Origin of the sequence: Streptococcus mitis (genome assembly GCF_001281025.1) — a bacterium.
GTDB lineage: Bacteria > Bacillota > Bacilli > Lactobacillales > Streptococcaceae > Streptococcus > Streptococcus mitis_AK.
This window is the reverse complement of sequence record NZ_CP012646.1, coordinates 718,187-735,730: the sequence shown is the minus strand read 5'-3', so window position 1 is coordinate 735,730 and position 17,544 is coordinate 718,187. Positions and strand designations below refer to the sequence as shown.

The 17,544-nt window shown below is 40.9% G+C and carries 16 protein-coding genes; all 16 read right to left on the bottom strand.

All coding sequences use genetic code 11. The annotated features are described in order from the left end of the window. Positions 1-39: 39 nt before the first annotated feature. The gene (tig, locus tag RN80_RS03750; RefSeq protein ID WP_060627606.1) at positions 40-1,323 is read right to left on the bottom strand and encodes a trigger factor; all 1,284 of its coding nucleotides are present in this window, start codon (positions 1,321-1,323) and stop codon (positions 40-42) included. Positions 1,324-1,544: 221 nt separating this feature from the next. Continuing rightward, entirely contained in the window at positions 1,545-2,789 is a 1,245-nt protein-coding gene (locus RN80_RS03745) for a cell wall-binding repeat-containing protein (RefSeq protein WP_060627605.1), read from the bottom strand. Positions 2,790-2,878: 89 nt separating this feature from the next. Further along, positions 2,879-4,069, bottom strand: a complete 1,191-nt coding sequence (locus RN80_RS03740; RefSeq protein WP_060627603.1) for an N-acetylmuramoyl-L-alanine amidase family protein — start codon at positions 4,067-4,069, stop codon at positions 2,879-2,881. Between the two features lie 52 nt (positions 4,070-4,121). Then, entirely contained in the window at positions 4,122-5,009 is an 888-nt protein-coding gene (locus RN80_RS03735) for a C40 family peptidase (RefSeq protein WP_060627601.1), read from the bottom strand. A gap of 278 nt (positions 5,010-5,287) precedes the next feature. Beyond that, a complete protein-coding gene (locus RN80_RS03730; RefSeq protein WP_060627598.1) occupies positions 5,288-5,920 on the bottom strand; it encodes a response regulator transcription factor in 633 nt (210 codons plus the stop codon). A 13-nt stretch (positions 5,921-5,933) separates the two neighbouring features. Next, positions 5,934-6,929: an envelope stress sensor histidine kinase LiaS gene (locus tag RN80_RS03725; RefSeq protein WP_060627596.1), complete on the bottom strand. Its 996-nt coding sequence runs from the start codon at positions 6,927-6,929 to the stop codon at positions 5,934-5,936. Further along, on the bottom strand, positions 6,926-7,624 hold the full coding sequence (gene liaF, locus RN80_RS03720) for a cell wall-active antibiotics response protein LiaF (RefSeq protein WP_060627594.1): 699 nt from the start codon (positions 7,622-7,624) through the stop codon (positions 6,926-6,928). The genes RN80_RS03725 and liaF overlap by 4 nt, the downstream gene beginning before the upstream one ends. A 77-nt stretch (positions 7,625-7,701) precedes the next feature. Next, positions 7,702-8,712 (bottom strand): type 2 isopentenyl-diphosphate Delta-isomerase, encoded by a 1,011-nt coding sequence (gene fni / locus RN80_RS03715; RefSeq protein ID WP_060627591.1) that lies wholly within the window; start codon positions 8,710-8,712, stop codon positions 7,702-7,704. Then, on the bottom strand, positions 8,696-9,703 hold the full coding sequence (locus RN80_RS03710) for a phosphomevalonate kinase (RefSeq protein WP_060627589.1): 1,008 nt from the start codon (positions 9,701-9,703) through the stop codon (positions 8,696-8,698). Before RN80_RS03710 ends, fni begins: the two co-directional genes overlap by 17 nt. Continuing rightward, positions 9,690-10,643, bottom strand: a complete 954-nt coding sequence (gene mvaD, locus RN80_RS03705; protein ID WP_060627587.1) for a diphosphomevalonate decarboxylase — start codon at positions 10,641-10,643, stop codon at positions 9,690-9,692. Before mvaD ends, RN80_RS03710 begins: the two co-directional genes overlap by 14 nt. Next, the gene (mvk, locus tag RN80_RS03700; protein WP_060627584.1) at positions 10,625-11,503 is read right to left on the bottom strand and encodes a mevalonate kinase; all 879 of its coding nucleotides are present in this window, start codon (positions 11,501-11,503) and stop codon (positions 10,625-10,627) included. The genes mvaD and mvk overlap by 19 nt, the downstream gene beginning before the upstream one ends. 227 nt (positions 11,504-11,730) lie before the next feature. Next, complete coding sequence (locus tag RN80_RS03695) at positions 11,731-12,648, bottom strand: PspC-like choline-binding domain-containing protein (RefSeq protein WP_060627582.1); 918 nt, start codon at positions 12,646-12,648, stop codon at positions 11,731-11,733. Between the two features lie 98 nt (positions 12,649-12,746). Further along, the gene (locus RN80_RS03690) at positions 12,747-13,436 is read right to left on the bottom strand and encodes a response regulator transcription factor (protein WP_060627580.1); all 690 of its coding nucleotides are present in this window, start codon (positions 13,434-13,436) and stop codon (positions 12,747-12,749) included. 11 nt (positions 13,437-13,447) lie between these two features. Further along, positions 13,448-14,872: an NADP-dependent phosphogluconate dehydrogenase gene (gndA, locus tag RN80_RS03685; protein WP_060627577.1), complete on the bottom strand. Its 1,425-nt coding sequence runs from the start codon at positions 14,870-14,872 to the stop codon at positions 13,448-13,450. A gap of 75 nt (positions 14,873-14,947) precedes the next feature. Further along, positions 14,948-16,372, bottom strand: coding sequence for a cell division site-positioning protein MapZ (gene mapZ / locus RN80_RS03680; RefSeq protein WP_060627575.1), 1,425 nt, complete (start codon positions 16,370-16,372; stop codon positions 14,948-14,950). 13 nt (positions 16,373-16,385) lie between these two features. Continuing rightward, complete coding sequence (locus tag RN80_RS03675) at positions 16,386-17,543, bottom strand: THUMP domain-containing class I SAM-dependent RNA methyltransferase (RefSeq protein ID WP_060627573.1); 1,158 nt, start codon at positions 17,541-17,543, stop codon at positions 16,386-16,388. Between the last annotated feature and the right edge of the window lies 1 nt (position 17,544).

Sequence of the window (17,544 nt, the reverse complement as noted above, 5' to 3'; positions counted from 1 at the left end):
AAAACCCACCTAATCAGGTGGGTTTTTATCTTATTAAGATTATTTAACTGTTGCTGTGCTTGTGATCAATTCAACAGCTTTTTTGATTGTGATGTCGTGTTTCAACATATCAGCTGAAAGCAAGCTTTGTACTTGTGCCACTTCCATGTTGTAGTCTGCCGCCAATTGCTCGATTTCTTTTTGGATTTCTTCTTCTGAAGCGTCAAATCCTTCAGCTTTCGCAACTGCTTCGATAACAAGGTTAGTCTTCGTACGTGACTCAGCTTCTCCCTCGTATTGTTTGTGAAGGTCTTCTTGAGTAGTTCCAGTGATTTGGAAGTACATGTCAGGGTTGATACCTTGACGTTGCAAGTTTCCAAGGAATTCATTTACTGAACGGTGAACTTCTTCGTGGATCATTTCTTCTGGAAGTTCTACGATTTCAGCGTTCTCTACAGCTTTATCAATTGCTGCACCTTCAACTGCATCTTTGTAAGCTTCTTCTTTAGCTTCAGACAATTCTTTGCGGTATTTTTCTTTCAATTCAGCAAGTGTTTCAACTTCTTCATCGATGTCTTTTGCAAGCTCATCGTCAAGAGCTGGAACTTCTTTAGCTTTTACTTCGTGGATAGTTGTCACGAATTTAGCTTCTTTACCTGCAAGGTCTTCTGCTTGGTAGTCTTCTGGGAATGTTACGATAACATCAACAGTTTCACCAGCTGAGTGACCTACCAATTGGTCTTCGAAACCAGGGATGAATTGACCTGAACCAAGTCCAAGTGAGAAGTTTTCACCTTTTCCACCGTCAAATTCAACACCGTCGATAGAACCAACAAAGTCGATGACAACAGTGTCGCCGTTTTCAGCAGCAGCTTCCTTTATAACCAATTCAGCCAAGTTGTTGCGTTCGCGTTCGATACGCTCTTCAACGTCAGCGTCAGTTACTTCTTTTTCAACATCTACTGATACTTCAAGGTTTTTATAGTCACCCAATTTTACTTCAGGTTTTGTAACGACTTCAGCAGTGATAACCCAGTCTTGACCTTTTTCCATTGAAGTTACGTCAATTTTTGGTTGAGCAACCACTTCAAGACCAGCTTCTTTTACAGCTGCTTCATAAGCATTTGGCAAAAGAGCGTTCATAACGTCTTGGTAAAGTGACTCTTCACCAAATTTTTTGTCGAAGATAGGACGTGGAAGGTGACCTTTACGGAAACCTGGAACATTAAGAGATTTCTTCACTGAGTTGAAGACACGATCCAATTCTGGTTTGATTTGGTCTTGAGAGATAGTGAAAGTCAAGACACCACGGTTTGTTTCTTTGTTTTCAAATGATACAGACATTCTGTCATTTCTCCTTAAAATTTTTTAAATACAGTCTATTATAACATAAATGGGCGACTTTTTTCAAGTAATGAATGCGCTTTTCAATCCTGCTGGAAGTATGGTTTCTTCTTAATTTTCTTTAGAATTCAAATATAATCTTATAAAAGGTATTCAGTAGTGGCTGATTACAGTTAAAAAACGAATCGCCCATACATCCCTCATTAGGCGATTCGTTTTTCTTATTTAACCACAACCACTTTGTAATATTCGTTTGAGTGTGGAGATTCAATCTTAATTTTTTGACCATAGAAACCATCGATTTCTTTGTCAAGATAATCTCTAACTCCTGATGGCAAGCGTTTCATCTTAAGAATCTCACCGGATTGATCCGCATAGGCTAGAATGTGATAGTGAGTAGTGGTTGCTCCATCATCAATCAGTACAAAGTAACCTGTTTTAAGCTTACCTTGTTCATTTTCTAAATAGTATAGTTTATTGTTATTGATTGTGAAGTAAGTAGACGGAAGTCTAAGTCGTACACCTGGGTCTTCTAGATAAAGATCATTGCCAACTTTTTTGATTTCTGATCTAGTTGTCATCTCTGGAAGTGGTAATACTCTACGACCATCTGCTCCAAAGTAATATCGACCTGGCAGATTTTGGAAATTACGAATAACAGCTTTAGGATCAATTTCTTGTCCTTTTTCTTTATTATCCACTAAAGCTAAGGTTATATTTGCAACATGATCCCCATATTTGTCGGAAAACTTCTTGAACTCAGGTTTGACATACCAAGTGTTTTTAGCCACTATAACATCAGTAAATTTATTCCCATCATATTTTGCTTTAATCAGATATTCATATCCATCGCCTAAACGAACAATATCATCATGTTTATAAGGGCTATCTTGTAAAGTGAACATATGTCCATCCTTGCTGAGAATATAGCCTGTTCCATCACTAGAATTTACAACTCTATCAGAGGCCATTGCACCTGATTGTTCAAAATAATACCAATCACCATTTATGCACTCCCAACCTGTCATCATAGAACCACTAAAATGAAGATAGTACCATGTGTTGCCTTCTTTGTACCAGCCAGTACGCATAGCGCCACTATTAGCTAATGAGTACCAGGTGTTACCTTCCTTATACCAGCCAGTGCGCATGGCACCACTATTTGCGAGTGAGTACCAGGTATTGCCTTCCTTGTACCAGCCTGTGCGCATAGCACCACTATCTGCTAGTGAATACCAAGTATTGCCTTCTTTGAGCCAGCCTGTCTGCATTTTACCAGTGCTGTCAAAATGATACCATGAGCCAGCATTTTGTACCCATTTGTTTTTAGCGAGACTGCCATCTTGAGAAAGATTCCAGTCAGCACCATTTTTAACCCAAGTATCTGCAGCCTGTGCTTGGTTGATAGATAAAAGCAGACCAGCACCTATAAGCAAACCAAGAGTGAATAGTTTAGATTTTTTCATAGTTATTTCCTCCTGTTCTATAGTGAAATGAACATGACTTCCTAGTAAACAAAACTGTTCGCTTTTTTCTTTTTACTATGTCAGATAGTTTATTTCACAACAGAAACATTTCCTGTTGAACTGTCATATCTAACAGTTTCTCCATAAAAACCGGAAATTCCTTTTTCAATATAATCACGGAAATCATTAGGCAAAACTTTCATCTTCACGATTTCACCAGATTCATCTGCATAGCCCAAAATATGGTGATCTTTAGATAATAATCCGTCCATAAACATTGTAAAATATCCAGTTACAAGTTTACCATTATCATCATTGGCACCTCTTAGATAAAGTTTATTGTCATTAATTGTCAATCCAGATGAATCTAGACTAATAACTGGACTTGAGTTTTTAAGATAAAGTTCAGACCCAACTTTTTGAATAGGGAAGTGAGTAGTGAATTCTGGTAGATTCGCAACCTTACGTCCATCTGCTCCAAAGTAATACTTATTTGGTAAGTTTTGGAAATTCTTTATGACAGCTTTAGGATCAATTTCTTCCCCTGGTTTTTTATTATCAGTAATTGCATCTAAAGTATTTCGTTTTATATCGCCAATCTTTTGATAAGAAAAACGTTCATCAATAGGTTTGATATACCAGGCATTCTTTTCGATAACAACTCCATCTTTCTTATGAACAAGGTGATAGTCATAGCCATCAGACAAAGTAACGATATCTGTAATAACTGTATCATCAAAAGGATCTTGTTCAACCTGACTAGGGAGTTTGGTTAACATATAACCATCCTTACCAATGACATAACTTTCCCCATCGCTTGCTGGAACAGCTCTATCTGCTACCATAGCACCTGATTTTTCAAAGTAAGACCATTGACCATTTGCAGTTGCCCATCCTGTTGCCATAGCGCCACTGCCTTTGAGGTAGTACCAAGTAGACCCTTCTTTGTACCAACCAGTACGCATAGCCCCACTATTTGCGAGTGAGTACCATGTATTGCCTTCCTTGTACCAGCCAGTACGCATAGCCCCACTGTCTGCGAGCGAATACCATGTATTGCCTTCCTTGTACCAGCCTGTCTGCATTTTACCAGAACCGTCAAAGTGGTACCAAGAGCCAGCATTTTGCACCCATTTGTTTTTAGCTAGACTGCCATCTTGAGAAAGATTCCAGTCAGAACCATTTTTTACCCATGTATCTGCAGCCTGTGCTTGGTTGATAGATAAAAGTAGGCCAGCACCTGCAAGCAAACCAAGTGTAAGTAGTTTAGATTTTTTCATAGCCGTTTCCTCCAATTAGTAACAAATTATTTATGACATTTAAATTTTATTGTTACCAAACTCGTCTAGCTCCGTCAATAGATCCAATGTATTCATTGTTAGTTATGTTTACAAATTTTCTTACATAATTTGCGTGAACCACTTGGTTACCGCCAATATTAATTCCCACATGTTCAAGATTATTAAAGAAAATTAAATCTCCAGGTTTTTCATTACCAGTTACATCAATTCCTTGCTTAAATTGAGATCTAGTATCAGTTCCTAAGTAAATGTCAAAGTTTTTATATATGGCATGTGTAAATCCTGAGCAATCTACACCCTTATTCAAGTCTGCCCAACCCCCAACATATGGGATTTTATCTACAAATGTCTCTGCATACTCAGCAATTGCCTGACCTTTATTTTCTACGCAAACACCGTTAGATCTGAAGAAATAAGGTTTCCCATTAACTCTATTATAATCAGTTAGCATGGAACCGTCATTTGAAAGATAGTACCAATTACCATCTGGGTTAATCCACTCATTTGATTTCATCCAACCTTGATCATCAAAATAATACCATTTCTTATCTAAGAATTCCCAATGTTTAGCATACCCACCTGAAGTATATTTGAACCACCAGCGACCATCTGTTATCATCCAGGTTCCTTTATCATCTCTATTTTGATTAAATGCTATTTTTTCTTGATCGCCTTCTACTTGCGTTAATTCTCTAGGAGAAAATCCTACCAACTTAACTTGTTCTGCATCTTCAACCTTAATTTTACCTTCTTTAACAAGTTGATCAATTGCTTCTTTCTCGCTTGTATACTGTGAAGTTGTTTGTGATGTAGTCACTTTAGTGGTAGACGTTGTAGTTTCTGCATTAACTACATAAGTAGTTGATAACAAAGCTCCTGAAGTAAGTAATAAAGCTGCATAAGTAATATATTTTTTCATGACAAAAATCCTTTCTTCAAAATTCCTTAACGCTCTAGTGACCTTATTTTGATAATTTACGGAGACATGATTCTAACCTCCTTTTGGATTTTTTATATCCTTTGATAAATACTACATTACTTTAGTTATCTTTAGCTTCATTTTACTCCCCTATAAAATGAATGTCAACAAATAACATAAAACATTGTGAAAAAAATATTTTATCGTGCTAGAGGTACTTACTTCGCTTCTTTAATACTAAATTCAGCTACTTCTCCAATATTATTTTTACATAACTATTAAAAGTCTTCATGACCCACCAAGTGGTGCTGAAAGGCATAGACAGCCGCCTGGGTACGATCGCTGACTTCAAGTTTGGCTAGGATATTGGACACATGGGTCTTGACCGTCTTGAGAGAGATAAACAGTTCGTCTGCGATGCGCTGATTTTCATAGCCCTTGGCGATGAGTTGGAGCACATCTCGCTCACGCGCAGTCAACTCCTCATGAAGCTCCATATGATTGCGGTGGTATTCGACTTTTTTGCTGACCTCTTGCTCAATGACCAACTCTCCAGCAGCCACCTTACGAACAGCATGGAGTAGTTCGTCTGCACTAGAAGTCTTAAGCATATAGCCTCTAGCACCAGCGTTCAAGACCGGCATGATTTTTTCATTGTCCAAGTACGAAGTCACAATCAAAATCTTGGCTTCAGGCCATTCTTTGAGGATGGCCAAAGTCGCGTCAATCCCATTCATCTCAGGCATGACAATATCCATGACAATGACATCTGGACGCAATTCCAAGGCCAAGTCAATGCCTTGAGCCCCATTGGCCGCTTCCCCTACAACTTCCACATCATCTTGGAGGTCAAAGTAGCTTTTCAAGCCCAATCGGACCATTTCATGGTCATCTACTAGTAAAATTTTCATCTTTACTCCTTTATCATTCCTTATCTAGCAAGGGAATACGGATATCAACCGCCAGTCCTTGCTTTGGAGCTGTCAAGAGTTGAACCCTTCCTGCCATATCTTCAACCCGCTCCTTGATATTGCGTAGTCCATAACTCAAGTCATCTAAACTCCCTAACTGAAAACCAATTCCATTGTCCACCACCTTCAGCTGCAATTCAAGATCCGTCTGATAGAGGTAGACATCCAGACAAGAGGCCTGGGCATGACGGAGGGTATTGCTGATCAACTCCTGCAAAATGCGGAAGATATGCTCCTCAATCTTCTTAGGCAATTTCGTCACATTTTGCTTGAAACTAACCTTAAGATCACTCTTGTCCTCAAGCTCTTTTAGAAGAATTTGAATCCCTTCAACCAGACTCTTCTCTTCCAACTCAACTGGGCGCAAATGCAGGAGCAAGACCCGCAAATCCTTCTGAGCCGTTTCTAAAATTGCTGTGACACTCTGCAACTGGGTCTGCATCTTTTCTCTATCCAGTTTCAAAGCCTGCTGACTGATACCTGACAAAATCATGTGGGCCGCAAACAACTCCTGACTGACGGTATCGTGCAAATCCCGAGCAATCCGCTTTCGTTCCTTCTCAACGATTTCCTCTTCCTGAGTAAGACTGTGATTTTCAGCCTTTTGAAGCGCTTCTGTCAAGAGGTTAAGTTTCCCTGACAAGGACTTGAAACTGGCGTCCAAATCTGGATCTGAAACCTGAACCACTTCTTGCCCTGCCAATAAACGCTTGAGATTGGCCTGCATTTTTCTTAGAGAAAGCTCTTCCACACCTCGCCAAAACAGGGCTAAGAGACAGGTCATGGACATGCTGAATACTAACAACAAAAAGACAAATTTTTCTGTTTTTTCAACATCGTGCAAGAAAATTGACCAGTCAAAATCAAGGATTTCCAACAAACTATGAGACAGAAATAAGACAAACAGGAAGGAAGTGAGAGCAATAATTACATAGGCTTGTTTTTTCATCCTCTGACCACCTCCACATCCCCAATCATAGTAGTCAAGAAAATCTTGACACTCTTGTTACTCTTGAGATAGTCTCTTGTTTCTTGATGATAGTGTTCATTGCGGAGGGCTCGCTTGGGCTGGTTGAAAAAAGTCAAATCACCATAGAGACAATTAACGCTGAGACTGACTTCCACATCTACAGGTACAATGATTTTGGTTGTTCCTACCATCTTTCTGAGAATAATGACATTATCATGATTGGTTAGGATGACCCTCTCCAGATGAATGGTATCCTTGCCCATGAGACGAAAGAGATTGATATCATCAAACTGGCAAGTTTGATAACTTGAAAAATGATGGAGATTCCCAAACCAACGATTTTTCTCCTTCTTAACCGTCACCACCTCTTCAAACACCAAATTGGTCTGTTCTTTTTCCTGGTTCATCATCGGATAAATAAGAAAGAGGCTATAGATGACCGCAACAAAAATAGCTAGAATCACAAAAGGATTGAGCATGACGATGAAAAAGAAGAGAATGGTTGCCACCACCAAAAGAAGATTATTGCCCTCTTTACCAGTGTAATAGCGAATCAAAAGCAAAAAGAGGAATAAAATTAGCAGAAAACGCGAAAAATGCTCTGATACCATCAAAATCAGAGCTCCTGTCAGAAGACAGGCTTCGATAAATAAAAAGATTTTAAATTTTCTCATAGGTTCATCCTCTCCCTTCTATTTTATCACAATTCAAAAAAGTCACCTCAGTCTGAGGATGGAAAAAAAGGCGGTGGTTACGCCTTTTTCATCTGATCCTTTGCTTCTTTTAATTTTCCATAAAGAAGATAGTCTACTTTTTGTAGATCTGCTATGGTGGCACAGTTAAGGGCACACATGATCAAGCGTAGATCTGCTTTCCAGCCTTGGACAATGCCAATCACTTCTTCAATTGAATAGGTTTCAATCAATTCCAGAATTGTTCGAGACAGTCCTACAGCCTTGGCACCAAAGACCAAACACTTAATCATATCCAGCGGATTCCGAACGCCACCACTGACCAAGAGTTCAACCTTGTCTTTCCAGTCTTGGGCATTGATAAGGGCCTGCATAGTAGATTGCCCCCATTGATTGAGGTAGTCACGTTGACCACTGCGACGGTTTTCGATATAGGCAAAGCTGGTACCGCCACGACCTGATAGGTCAACAGTTCGAACACCCAATCCATAGGCTCTCTCGATGGTCTTCACATCCATTCCAAAGCCCACTTCCTTTAGGACAATAGGAACAGGGATTTGCTTGCTATAGTCTGCCAGATGCGATTGCCAGCTTCTGAACTTCCTTTCTCCCTCAAGCATGAGCAATTCCTGCATGACGTTGACATGGACTTGCAAGAGAAGAGGATTCATCTCTTCTACAGTCTGAAGTCCTAACTCGACAGGCTTGTCCAATCCAATATTGGTTCCAAGAAGGAGATTTGGATGGCTAGACTTGACAGAAAAAGAGTCATCTGTTGAATCTTTGAGAGCTGCGCTATAAGAACCCGTTACAAATAAAATTCCACAAGCTTCCGCCACTTGAGCCAGTTTTTGATTGATTTCTTTACCTTTTTCACTCCCACCTGTCATGGCATTGATATAAAAAGGAAAGTCCCACTTTCGACCAGCAAACTCTGTCGACAGATTGATTTCATCCAGGTCGTAAAGAGGCAAGGAAGAATGAATCAACTCCACCTCATCAAAGCTATTATAGGAACTTTTCTGCTCAAGGGCATAGCGGATGTGCTCATCCTTACGATTTGTCGTCATGTCCTATCCTTTCTTGATATAAGAGCTCAATCCCCAGATCGGCCCAACGGTTTTTTAGGGTTTCAGTTGATTGCTCATCAAAACTCAAGGCAATGCCACAATCACCACCACCAGCTCCGCTACTCTTAGCAACAGATTGCAAATCTTGACTAGCTTCTTTCAATTGTCTAAGCGAAGGAGTGTAAATATCTGTGCTCAAGCCTTCTAAAAGCTTGCTGGCTACTTCTACTTGCTCGATAATTTTTTCTGCTTTCCCCTGCTCCAAGGCTTCTACCAAAGAAACCACCATTTCTTTTGAGGAACTTAAAAAATTCTGATTGATATTTTGCTTGACTTGCTGGACCATGTGACTCGATACAGCCACTTCCTTGGTCCATCCCACTAGGAAATCACATTCTAAAGTTGGTTCCACTTGCGAAATTGAAAAGCCCCAATCACGCTCTAAAACAGTCGCCAAGTTTTCTTCTTCCAACCAAGCAGCCACCTTCTGGCGATCAAATGACTGGTAAAGAACCAATTCCTCTGCCACAATACAGGCAAGGTCCCCCATAGAACCATTGTCTCCGCGCTTGAGCAAGACCGCGCTAGCCAGCTTGAACAAGAGCTCCTGATCAACCAAAAGCTTATACAGAGCCAGCAAAGCCTTGACAACCAAGACAACGACGCTGCCACTAGAACCCAGACCAAACTTTTTCCCTTCTCGTTCCATTTTTCCTCGGATTTCCAAAGAAAAAGGTCGCAAGGTCTCCCCACGATAAACGAGGAAATCTTCCACTAAAGCAATTGTTTCTTGAATCAAGCTATAGTCAGGATTTGGCGTCAAATCCGCTGCGAAATCAAACATATCCGAATAGATACGATAACTATCAGAAAAAGCAATCTCGCCCTTCATATAGATGGGAATGGCCTTTATCAAGGCCAACTGCCCTGGCTCTAAAATAGCATATTCCCCTGCCCAATAGAGTTTTCCGCAAGTTTTAACAGCAATCATCTTGGCTCAAATCCTTTGTTTTTGACACAATCAAGCGATAACGCTGACCGAAGATTTCTGATAAATGCTCCAAGTCTTTCTCCTGACAGAGAACCTTGACATTGGGACCAGCATCCATGGTAAAGTAGCAAGCTTCTCCTTGCTCACGAAGCTGGCGGACAAAGTCCATGGCTTCATAGCTTGCATCCGTCAGATAAGAAAAGGCTGGTGATGCTGTTTTGGTCGTAGCGTGCATAGCCAGAGCATTTTCCTCCGTTAACTCCCCAACCTTGGCAAAGTCATTTTCTTTGAGGTAAACCAGCATATCCTGATAATCCTTCTCAGACTGACGTACCCAGTCGTCAAAGGTCGTCGAAGTTTCCACACAGAGTTTCATCCCGTCACGGCTAGAAATTGGTTTTTTCTTGTCCTCTAACACCAACATAATCATAGCTAGTTTCAAGTCTGTCTCTACAGGGTAAATTTCTCCGCTATCCTTATCCCAAGCACCTAGTGGTCCATAAAAACTCCGAGAGGAAGAGCCTGAGGCAAACTTAGCCTCCTGTGCCAACTGGATCCGAGTCAATCCAAGCTTGAAATAAGCATTACAAGCCTTGACCAAGGCAGACAAACCACTAGAACTTGATGACAAGCCCGCTGCCGTAGGCATATTATTTTGAGTATCAATTCGAACAAAGCCCTCACCAGCTGGACGGTAACGGTCAATAATCTTGCTCATCTTGACATGCTCCGCCTCACTCTGTAGCTGACCATTGATGTAAAAAACATCAGCAGTCGCATCCGTCGGTAGAGGCGACAGGGCCGTCTCTGTGTACATGTTTTCCAAAGTCAGAGAGATGCTGCTAGTAGCAGGCACCATCTCTTTTTCTTTTTTCTTTCCCCAATATTTGATAATAGCAATATTTGCGTAAGAACGTACTGTTACAGGCTCTCTATCCATGTCTGAACAGCTCCTTTCTCTTCTAATCTTTCTGCTAGTTCTTGAGCTTGAGTCAAATTGGTTGCCAAGGCTATGATACAGCCTCCTAGCCCACCACCGCTCATCTTGGCACCCAGAGCACCATGGCTAAGAGCCGTTTCAACTAGAGAATCCGCCTCAGGGCTACTAACACCAATTTCTTTTAGATGTAAATGCGCTTGACTAAGGATTTGTCCCAGTCCTTCAGCATCTTTTTGTGAAATCGCAACTTCTGCCTGCTGGGTCAATTCTCCCAAGGCATGCAAAAACGGTAGGGCATCCTTGCCCTTGTTTTGAACCACTTGAATAGCTTCACGAGTATGGCCATAAACACCCGTATCAGCAATCACCAAATAGGCAGATAAATCCATCTCAAGCTCTGTAAATCCTACATTCTTAATAAATCGAATAGGCTGGTCACTGAGACAGGTCTTAGCATCCAAACCACTAGGATTCATATGGGCAATCATTTCAGCCCGATTGACCAAGACTTCTAGTACATCATGAGGCAGTTCTGCCTGATAGTAGTCAAATACCGCACGAATGGCCGCTATGCTGATAGCTGCTGACGAACCCATTCCCCGCTTCTCAGGGATAGCTGAGTCAATCTCACAGCGAATGCAGGCTTCTGTGATATCCAAATACTCCAGTGAGGCATACACCGCCATGGACAAGGTATCCTCCTCATAAAGACGCCAAGGACTCGCTGCAGGAACTACCTTACAAGTCACCTCCACCTCCAAAAGAGGCAGGGAAATAGCCGGATAACCGTAAACGACTGCATGCTCCCCTATTAAAATAATCTTACTATGTGCCTGACCGACACCAATTTTTTTTGTCATTTTTTCCTTTTACTAGACGAAAAAGTCGTCTCATACTCAATGAAAATCAAAAAGCAAACTAGGAAGCTAGCCGCAGGCTGTACTTGAGTACGGTAAGGCGACGCTGACGTGGTTTGAATTTGATTTTCGAAGAGTATTATTTTTCCTACAAGTATTTATTCTCTCCTATCTATTTTATTATATTTTCACAAAAAAAGCGATTGTTTCCTTCACAATCGCCTCTTTCATTATTGAACCCATTCGCCATTATAATTGACAGAATAGCCATCTACAGTCGTATTCACTGCTAAAGCACCTGAGCTATAAGCGTAGTACCATTTACTGCCGACCTGGAACCAGCCAGTGACCATAGCTCCTGATGAACGAAGATAGTACCACTTGTTACCAAGGTATTGCCATCCAGTTTTCATATCACCATTTGACTGGTCTAAATAATACCAAGTTGAGCCTTCCTGATACCAACCAGTCACCATTGCTCCTGATGAACGAAGGTAGTACCACTTATTGCCAAGTTGTTTCCAACCAGTTTGCATGATACCAGTTTCTGAATCTAGATAGTACCAAGCTGAGTTATCATTGATCCAGCCTGTACGTCTTTCACCACCAAAGTAGTCTTTCCCTAAGTAAGCTGTTTTTACTAGGTAATACCAGTTGGATTGATCATAAAGCCAACCTGTTTTTAAAGAATGGTCTTGAGCAAAGTAATAATTTGCTAATTTAAGAACTTCTGGGCCTTCAAAGCCCTCACCATGTTTTTTACCAACATTTAACGAATCCTTAACTTCTAATTGTTTCCATCCAACAAATTCTTGTAGGACACCATCTTGTCCAAAGTAGTACCACTTCGGTTGAAGGGCAATTTCAAAAACTGGTCGATTATCAAATAAATCATCACGATAACCTGTCCCAGGGATTTCTAAGTATTGCCAACCAACTACCATTTCTCCACTATCACCAAAATAGTAGGTTTTACCGTCTATTTTATGCCAATAGATTGCTTTATGGTCATCTTTTATATAATATTTTCTATTATCTTTATCAACAAACTGTCCACCTATAGTATCCGCCAATACTGCACTTGTTGCCAGTAAGCTAAAGAAAAAAACTGATAATGCAATTTGCATCAATTTTTTTATGATTTTCATTAGACCTATCCTCCATAACTGATTGTAGCAAAGATTCAATTACATGTCAATATATAGAATTTCCTCAAAAAAGCAGTTACAAAACTGCAACTGCTTTTCTATTCTTGCATGGTGTAACCGACACCACGCACGGTTTTAATGTAGCTTTTCTGACCTTTTACATCCAGCTTGCTACGTAGATAACGGATATAGACATCCACGATATTCGTTTCGGTCGCACTTTCATACTTCCAGACACTTTCCAACAACTGCTCACGAGTCAGAACTTTCTTGCTTCCCATAAGAGTAGCCAAAAGGTCATACTCACGACGAGTCAGAGCAATCATCTCCTCGCCACGATAAACGGTATGATGTTCTACATCCATACGCAAATTGCGGTAAGATGTTGGAACCTTCATCTGACTACAGTGTTGGTCGATGAAGTCCCGACCTCGGAAAATCGCTGAAATACGAGCTACCAGATTATCAATAATTACTGGCTTATAGATGTAAGAAACGGCAAAGCGTTGGATTGTCTCAAGCTGGTCTTGCAATTCTTCACGATGATCCAAGACCATGATGACTGAAGCTGGCTTAGTCCGACTCAGCCTATCTGCAAAATCCTGGGCTGTCATATCCCCCAGACGAGCATTCAATAAAATCAAGTCATAGTCTGTCTGAAGAGCCATGGAGAGGGCTTTTTGCCCCTCCTCAACCTGATCAACTCGGTATTGCTCTTTTTGGAGTTCCAAACTTAAAAAATGAGCTAGATTTCGTTCTTTCTCAAGTAATAAAATCCGTTTCCCCATGGCAGACCTACTTATTTTTCGTCATACCAAGAGTAGTGGAAGGTTCCTTCTTTGTCTTTACGTTGGTAAGTGTGGGCACCAAAGTAGTCACGTTGCGCTTGGATCAAGTTAGCTGGAAGGTCAGCTGAACGGTAGCTATCATAGTAAGTAATAGCTGCTGAGAAGGTTGGCACTGGTACACCAGCTTGAACAGCAAGAGCTACGATATCACGCACTGCTTGTTGGTACTTAGCAGTAACATCCAAGAAGTATTCATCCAAAAGAAGGTTAGCAAGGTCTGCATCACGGTTGTAAGCATCTGTAATCTTTTGCAAGAAACGAGAACGGATGATACAGCCATCACGCCAGATAGATGCGATGTCTGCAAATGGCAAGTTCCAGTTATTTTCTTTAGAAGCTACACGCAATTGAGCAAAACCTTGTGCGTATGAAATGATTTTTGAGAAGTAAAGGGCTTGACGGATCTTTTCAATCAACTCAGCCTTGTCTCCTTCAAATTTGAAGGCAGCTGGTTTCGGAAGAACATTGCTAGCATGCACACGTTCTTCTTTGTAAGTAGAGATGTAACGTGCAAATACTGACTCAGTAATGAGTGACAATGGCACACCAAGGTCAAGTGATGATTGGCTAGTCCATTTACCAGTTCCCTTGTTACCTGCAGCATCAAGGATGTAGTCTACGATTGGTCCGTCTTGGCCTTCATCGTCTTTACGGCTCAAGATATCAGCTGTGATTTCGATCAAGTAGCTGTCCAATTCACCCTTGTTCCACTCAGTAAAGATTTCAGCCATATCTTCTGCAGAAAGGCCAAGCAAGTGTTGCATCAAGTCATAGCTTTCTGCGATCAATTGCATGTCACCATACTCGATACCGTTGTGAACCATTTTCACATAGTGACCAGCTCCATCAGGACCGATGTAAGTCACACATGGTTTGCCATCTTCTGGTGCTTTAGCTGAGATTTCTGCAAGAACATCCGCAACCAATTCGTAGGCTTCTTTTTGTCCACCAGGCATGATAGAAGGGCCTTCAAGGGCACCTTTTTCACCACCAGAAACCCCAGTACCGATAAAGTTGATACCTGAGTTTGCCAATTCTTCATTACGACGAATAGTATCTTTGTAGAAAGTGTTTCCTCCGTCGATCAAGATATCACCCTTATCAAGGTGTGGAAGAAGGGCTTGGATAGTAGCATCTGTACCAGGTCCAGCTTGAACCATGAGCATGATACGACGAGGTTTTTCGATTGAGTTTACAAAACTTTCAACGTCATAGCTTGGTACAAAGTTCTTTTCAGGATGGCAAGCAATTACATCTTCAGTTTTTTCTTTACTACGGTTGTAAATAGCAACTGTGTAACCACGAGATTCAATATTAAGGGCAAGGTTACGACCCATTACGGCCATACCTACGACACCAAAGTTAGCTTTTGTCATTTGACACTCCTCTTGTTTAATTTGTTTTATTTTATCATTTTTACTTTTGAAAAGAAAGAATTTTGTAACGACTGCTTAGTAGTCCAAGTCATCCGCATGTCCAGAACCATTTCCAACAAAGTATCCCGTCTTACAGTTAAGGGTAAAGAGATAGGTTCCATCTGGCTTGTAGAGGTTGTAATAACCATTGCCATTAACGATATTAACACGTTCAAGGATGTATTGGTTACCAGTGATATAACCACGTGAACGTGAAGTCGCTAGGATTTGTTCCAAGACGCCATCTGCAAAATCCCAGGCAGAGTTGTTACTGTCATCAATAGCAGACTGGTTATAAGAAACACGACTGGCACTTCTTTGAACAGCAACTCCTGCACTTGATACACCCATATTGACTTCACTGCGGGTACTTCTAGGTTCAGTTGATGCAGCATTTGAACTACTTGGGCTTGTTCCACTAGTAGTATTTTCACTTGCTTGACGAGAACTTGAGCTGCTAGATTCAGTTGAACTTGAGCTTGAACTTGAAGCACTTGTTTGTTGGCTCTTACCTAGACTAATAGCCTTATCTAGCAATTTATCTAGCTCCGTATTTCCAGTTTTAATGTCTGTAAATTTGGCATCCGATTTAGCTTTAGCATTGGTATCCAAGACACCATCCACAATAGCTGGCTTCTCAAATTGAGCATTGACATCTTGAATGGCCTTGATTTGAGTTGCTAGACTATCATACTTCGATTTGGCAAGGGTATGTTCGCGACTACCTTCTAGCTTATCAAGCAAAGTTTTAAGTTGGCTCAGTTTATCAAACTGGCTATTTTTCAAAGCCGTTTTGTTGCTATCTGTATAGAAGGCATCGTATTGGCTATTGAAATCTTCTAAAATCGGCTGAATATTCTGCTCACTAGACGATGATTGAGAAGTTTGAATTTCCTGTGTTGAGCGATTCACTTGACGGTAAACATAATAAGCAGTTCCAAGGATAAGAACCACTAAGGCTGCTAGAATAGCATACAGCACCCATTTCTTCTTACTGTTTCCATCTTCACTATCTGTAACTCGAGAACGTGTGAAGGCCTCTTCCGCTCCAACTAATTGTACCTCTTCCGCCTCAAATTCTTCAACAAGAGGAGCTTCTGAAACTCGTGTTAATTCTAAATCATCAAACTGATTCAATTCATCTTCTGGATCTGGAGAAGTTACTCCTGTTTCCTCACGAAGCTCTTGAAGCAAATTATCCAGAGTCTGAGTCTCCTCTACCTCTTCTTTTTCAACTAAATCATCCTTGCTAAACTGACGCGTTTCAAACTTATCTGCCTCAATTTCATCTTTATGTTGTTTCACATACTTGTCCAAGATAGAATCTCCAGGCAACACACCTGCTTCCACCTCTTCATTTTTTCGCATGGCTTCTCCAACTGTTAGCTCTTTAGCATCATCAAAATCAAATTGCGCTTCTTGGTGTTCTGCTTTATGACGATTCCGTCTTTTCTTACTCATGAGTTTTTCCTTCCTACTTTACTTCCTGACGTTTAACACGCTGACCAAAATATTGATACAAATCAACTTTTAAAGTTCCGTTGTACAACTTCCGTTTCTTATCCGCCTGACTACCGTACTTGGTCTCAAAGGCTTCATCACTGGTTAAGATAAACTTGCTCCACGTTTTCAGAGGAGCAAATACTTGACCCATCTCAGCATAAAGCTTGGTAACCCCTGCATCATCTGACAAGCGTTCACCATAAGGTGGGTTAGAGATAATCACTCCATTTATTTTATCAGAACGCAAATCCTGCAAGCGCATCTGCTTAAAGGTAATATCTCCTGCAACACCTGCTGCCTGAGCATTGGCCTTAGCAATTTCCACCATGCGTGCATCGATATCACAGCCCATGATATCCAGTTCCAGTTCACGATCCACTTTCTTAGCTGCTTCTGTGCGAACTTCTTGAATCAAGCGATCGCTAATCCAGTTCCATTCCTCAAAAGCAAAGGAGCGACGAAGACCAGGAGCCATCTTTCTAGCAATCATAACTGCCTCGATACAGAAAGTCCCCGAACCACATGTCGGATCAATCAGAGGCTTGTCTGGATACCAGTTAGAGAGTTGCAAAATAGCTGCTGCCATATTTTCCTTTATGGGAGCGCCACCTTTTTCCGTACGATAACCACGTTTAAATAGGCTAGTCCCTGTCGTATCAATCATGATAGTTGCTATATCTTTAAGAATAGAGACCTCAATTTTAAACTCAGGACCAGTTTCCATCAGAGGAACACCTTCTGGACGGGCATAGTATTTTTGCAATTTCTTGACAACGGCCTTCTTTGAAATAGCCTGAACACTGGGTTCATTGTGTAGTTTAGATTTCACACATTTAGCTTTTGAAATCGGAAATCGAGCTCCAAGTGGTAAATAATTTTCCCAATCTAGAGCAAAAACTCCCTGAAAGAGCTCTTCAAAAGTCTTAGCTGGGAACGTTCCTACGATAATTTTGATACGGTCTGCTGCCCGAAGCCAGAGGTTGGTTTCAATAATGGCTCTAACATCTCCTTGAAAACGAACACGTCCATTTTCAACCTGACAATCGTAACCCAACTCTCGCACTTCACGACCAACGACAGCTTCAAGACCTGCTGCCACAGTTGCAATTAAATTAAATTCTTTTTTCATG

Excerpts from the sequence above, each read along its gene's own strand:
- fni (WP_060627591.1), bottom strand. The coding sequence starts at position 8,712 with ATGACGACAAATCGTAAGGATGAGCACATCCGCTATGCCCTTGAGCAG.
- liaF (WP_060627594.1), bottom strand. The coding sequence starts at position 7,624 with ATGAGAAAATTTAAAATCTTTTTATTTATCGAAGCCTGTCTTCTGACA.
- RN80_RS03725 (WP_060627596.1), bottom strand. The coding sequence starts at position 6,929 with ATGAAAAAACAAGCCTATGTAATTATTGCTCTCACTTCCTTCCTGTTT.
- RN80_RS03690 (WP_060627580.1), bottom strand. The coding sequence starts at position 13,436 with ATGGGGAAACGGATTTTATTACTTGAGAAAGAACGAAATCTAGCTCAT.
- RN80_RS03735 (WP_060627601.1), bottom strand. The coding sequence starts at position 5,009 with ATGAAAAAATATATTACTTATGCAGCTTTATTACTTACTTCAGGAGCT.
- RN80_RS03675 (WP_060627573.1), bottom strand. The coding sequence starts at position 17,543 with ATGAAAAAAGAATTTAATTTAATTGCAACTGTGGCAGCAGGTCTTGAA.
- mvaD (WP_060627587.1), bottom strand. The coding sequence starts at position 10,643 with ATGGATAGAGAGCCTGTAACAGTACGTTCTTACGCAAATATTGCTATT.
- RN80_RS03745 (WP_060627605.1), bottom strand. The coding sequence starts at position 2,789 with ATGAAAAAATCTAAACTATTCACTCTTGGTTTGCTTATAGGTGCTGGT.
- gndA (WP_060627577.1), bottom strand. The coding sequence starts at position 14,872 with ATGACAAAAGCTAACTTTGGTGTCGTAGGTATGGCCGTAATGGGTCGT.
- RN80_RS03730 (WP_060627598.1), bottom strand. The coding sequence starts at position 5,920 with ATGAAAATTTTACTAGTAGATGACCATGAAATGGTCCGATTGGGCTTG.
- mvk (WP_060627584.1), bottom strand. The coding sequence starts at position 11,503 with ATGACAAAAAAAATTGGTGTCGGTCAGGCACATAGTAAGATTATTTTA.
- RN80_RS03695 (WP_060627582.1), bottom strand. The coding sequence starts at position 12,648 with ATGAAAATCATAAAAAAATTGATGCAAATTGCATTATCAGTTTTTTTC.
- tig (WP_060627606.1), bottom strand. The coding sequence starts at position 1,323 with ATGTCTGTATCATTTGAAAACAAAGAAACAAACCGTGGTGTCTTGACT.
- mapZ (WP_060627575.1), bottom strand. The coding sequence starts at position 16,372 with ATGAGTAAGAAAAGACGGAATCGTCATAAAGCAGAACACCAAGAAGCG.
- RN80_RS03740 (WP_060627603.1), bottom strand. The coding sequence starts at position 4,069 with ATGAAAAAATCTAAACTACTTACACTTGGTTTGCTTGCAGGTGCTGGC.
- RN80_RS03710 (WP_060627589.1), bottom strand. The coding sequence starts at position 9,703 with ATGATTGCTGTTAAAACTTGCGGAAAACTCTATTGGGCAGGGGAATAT.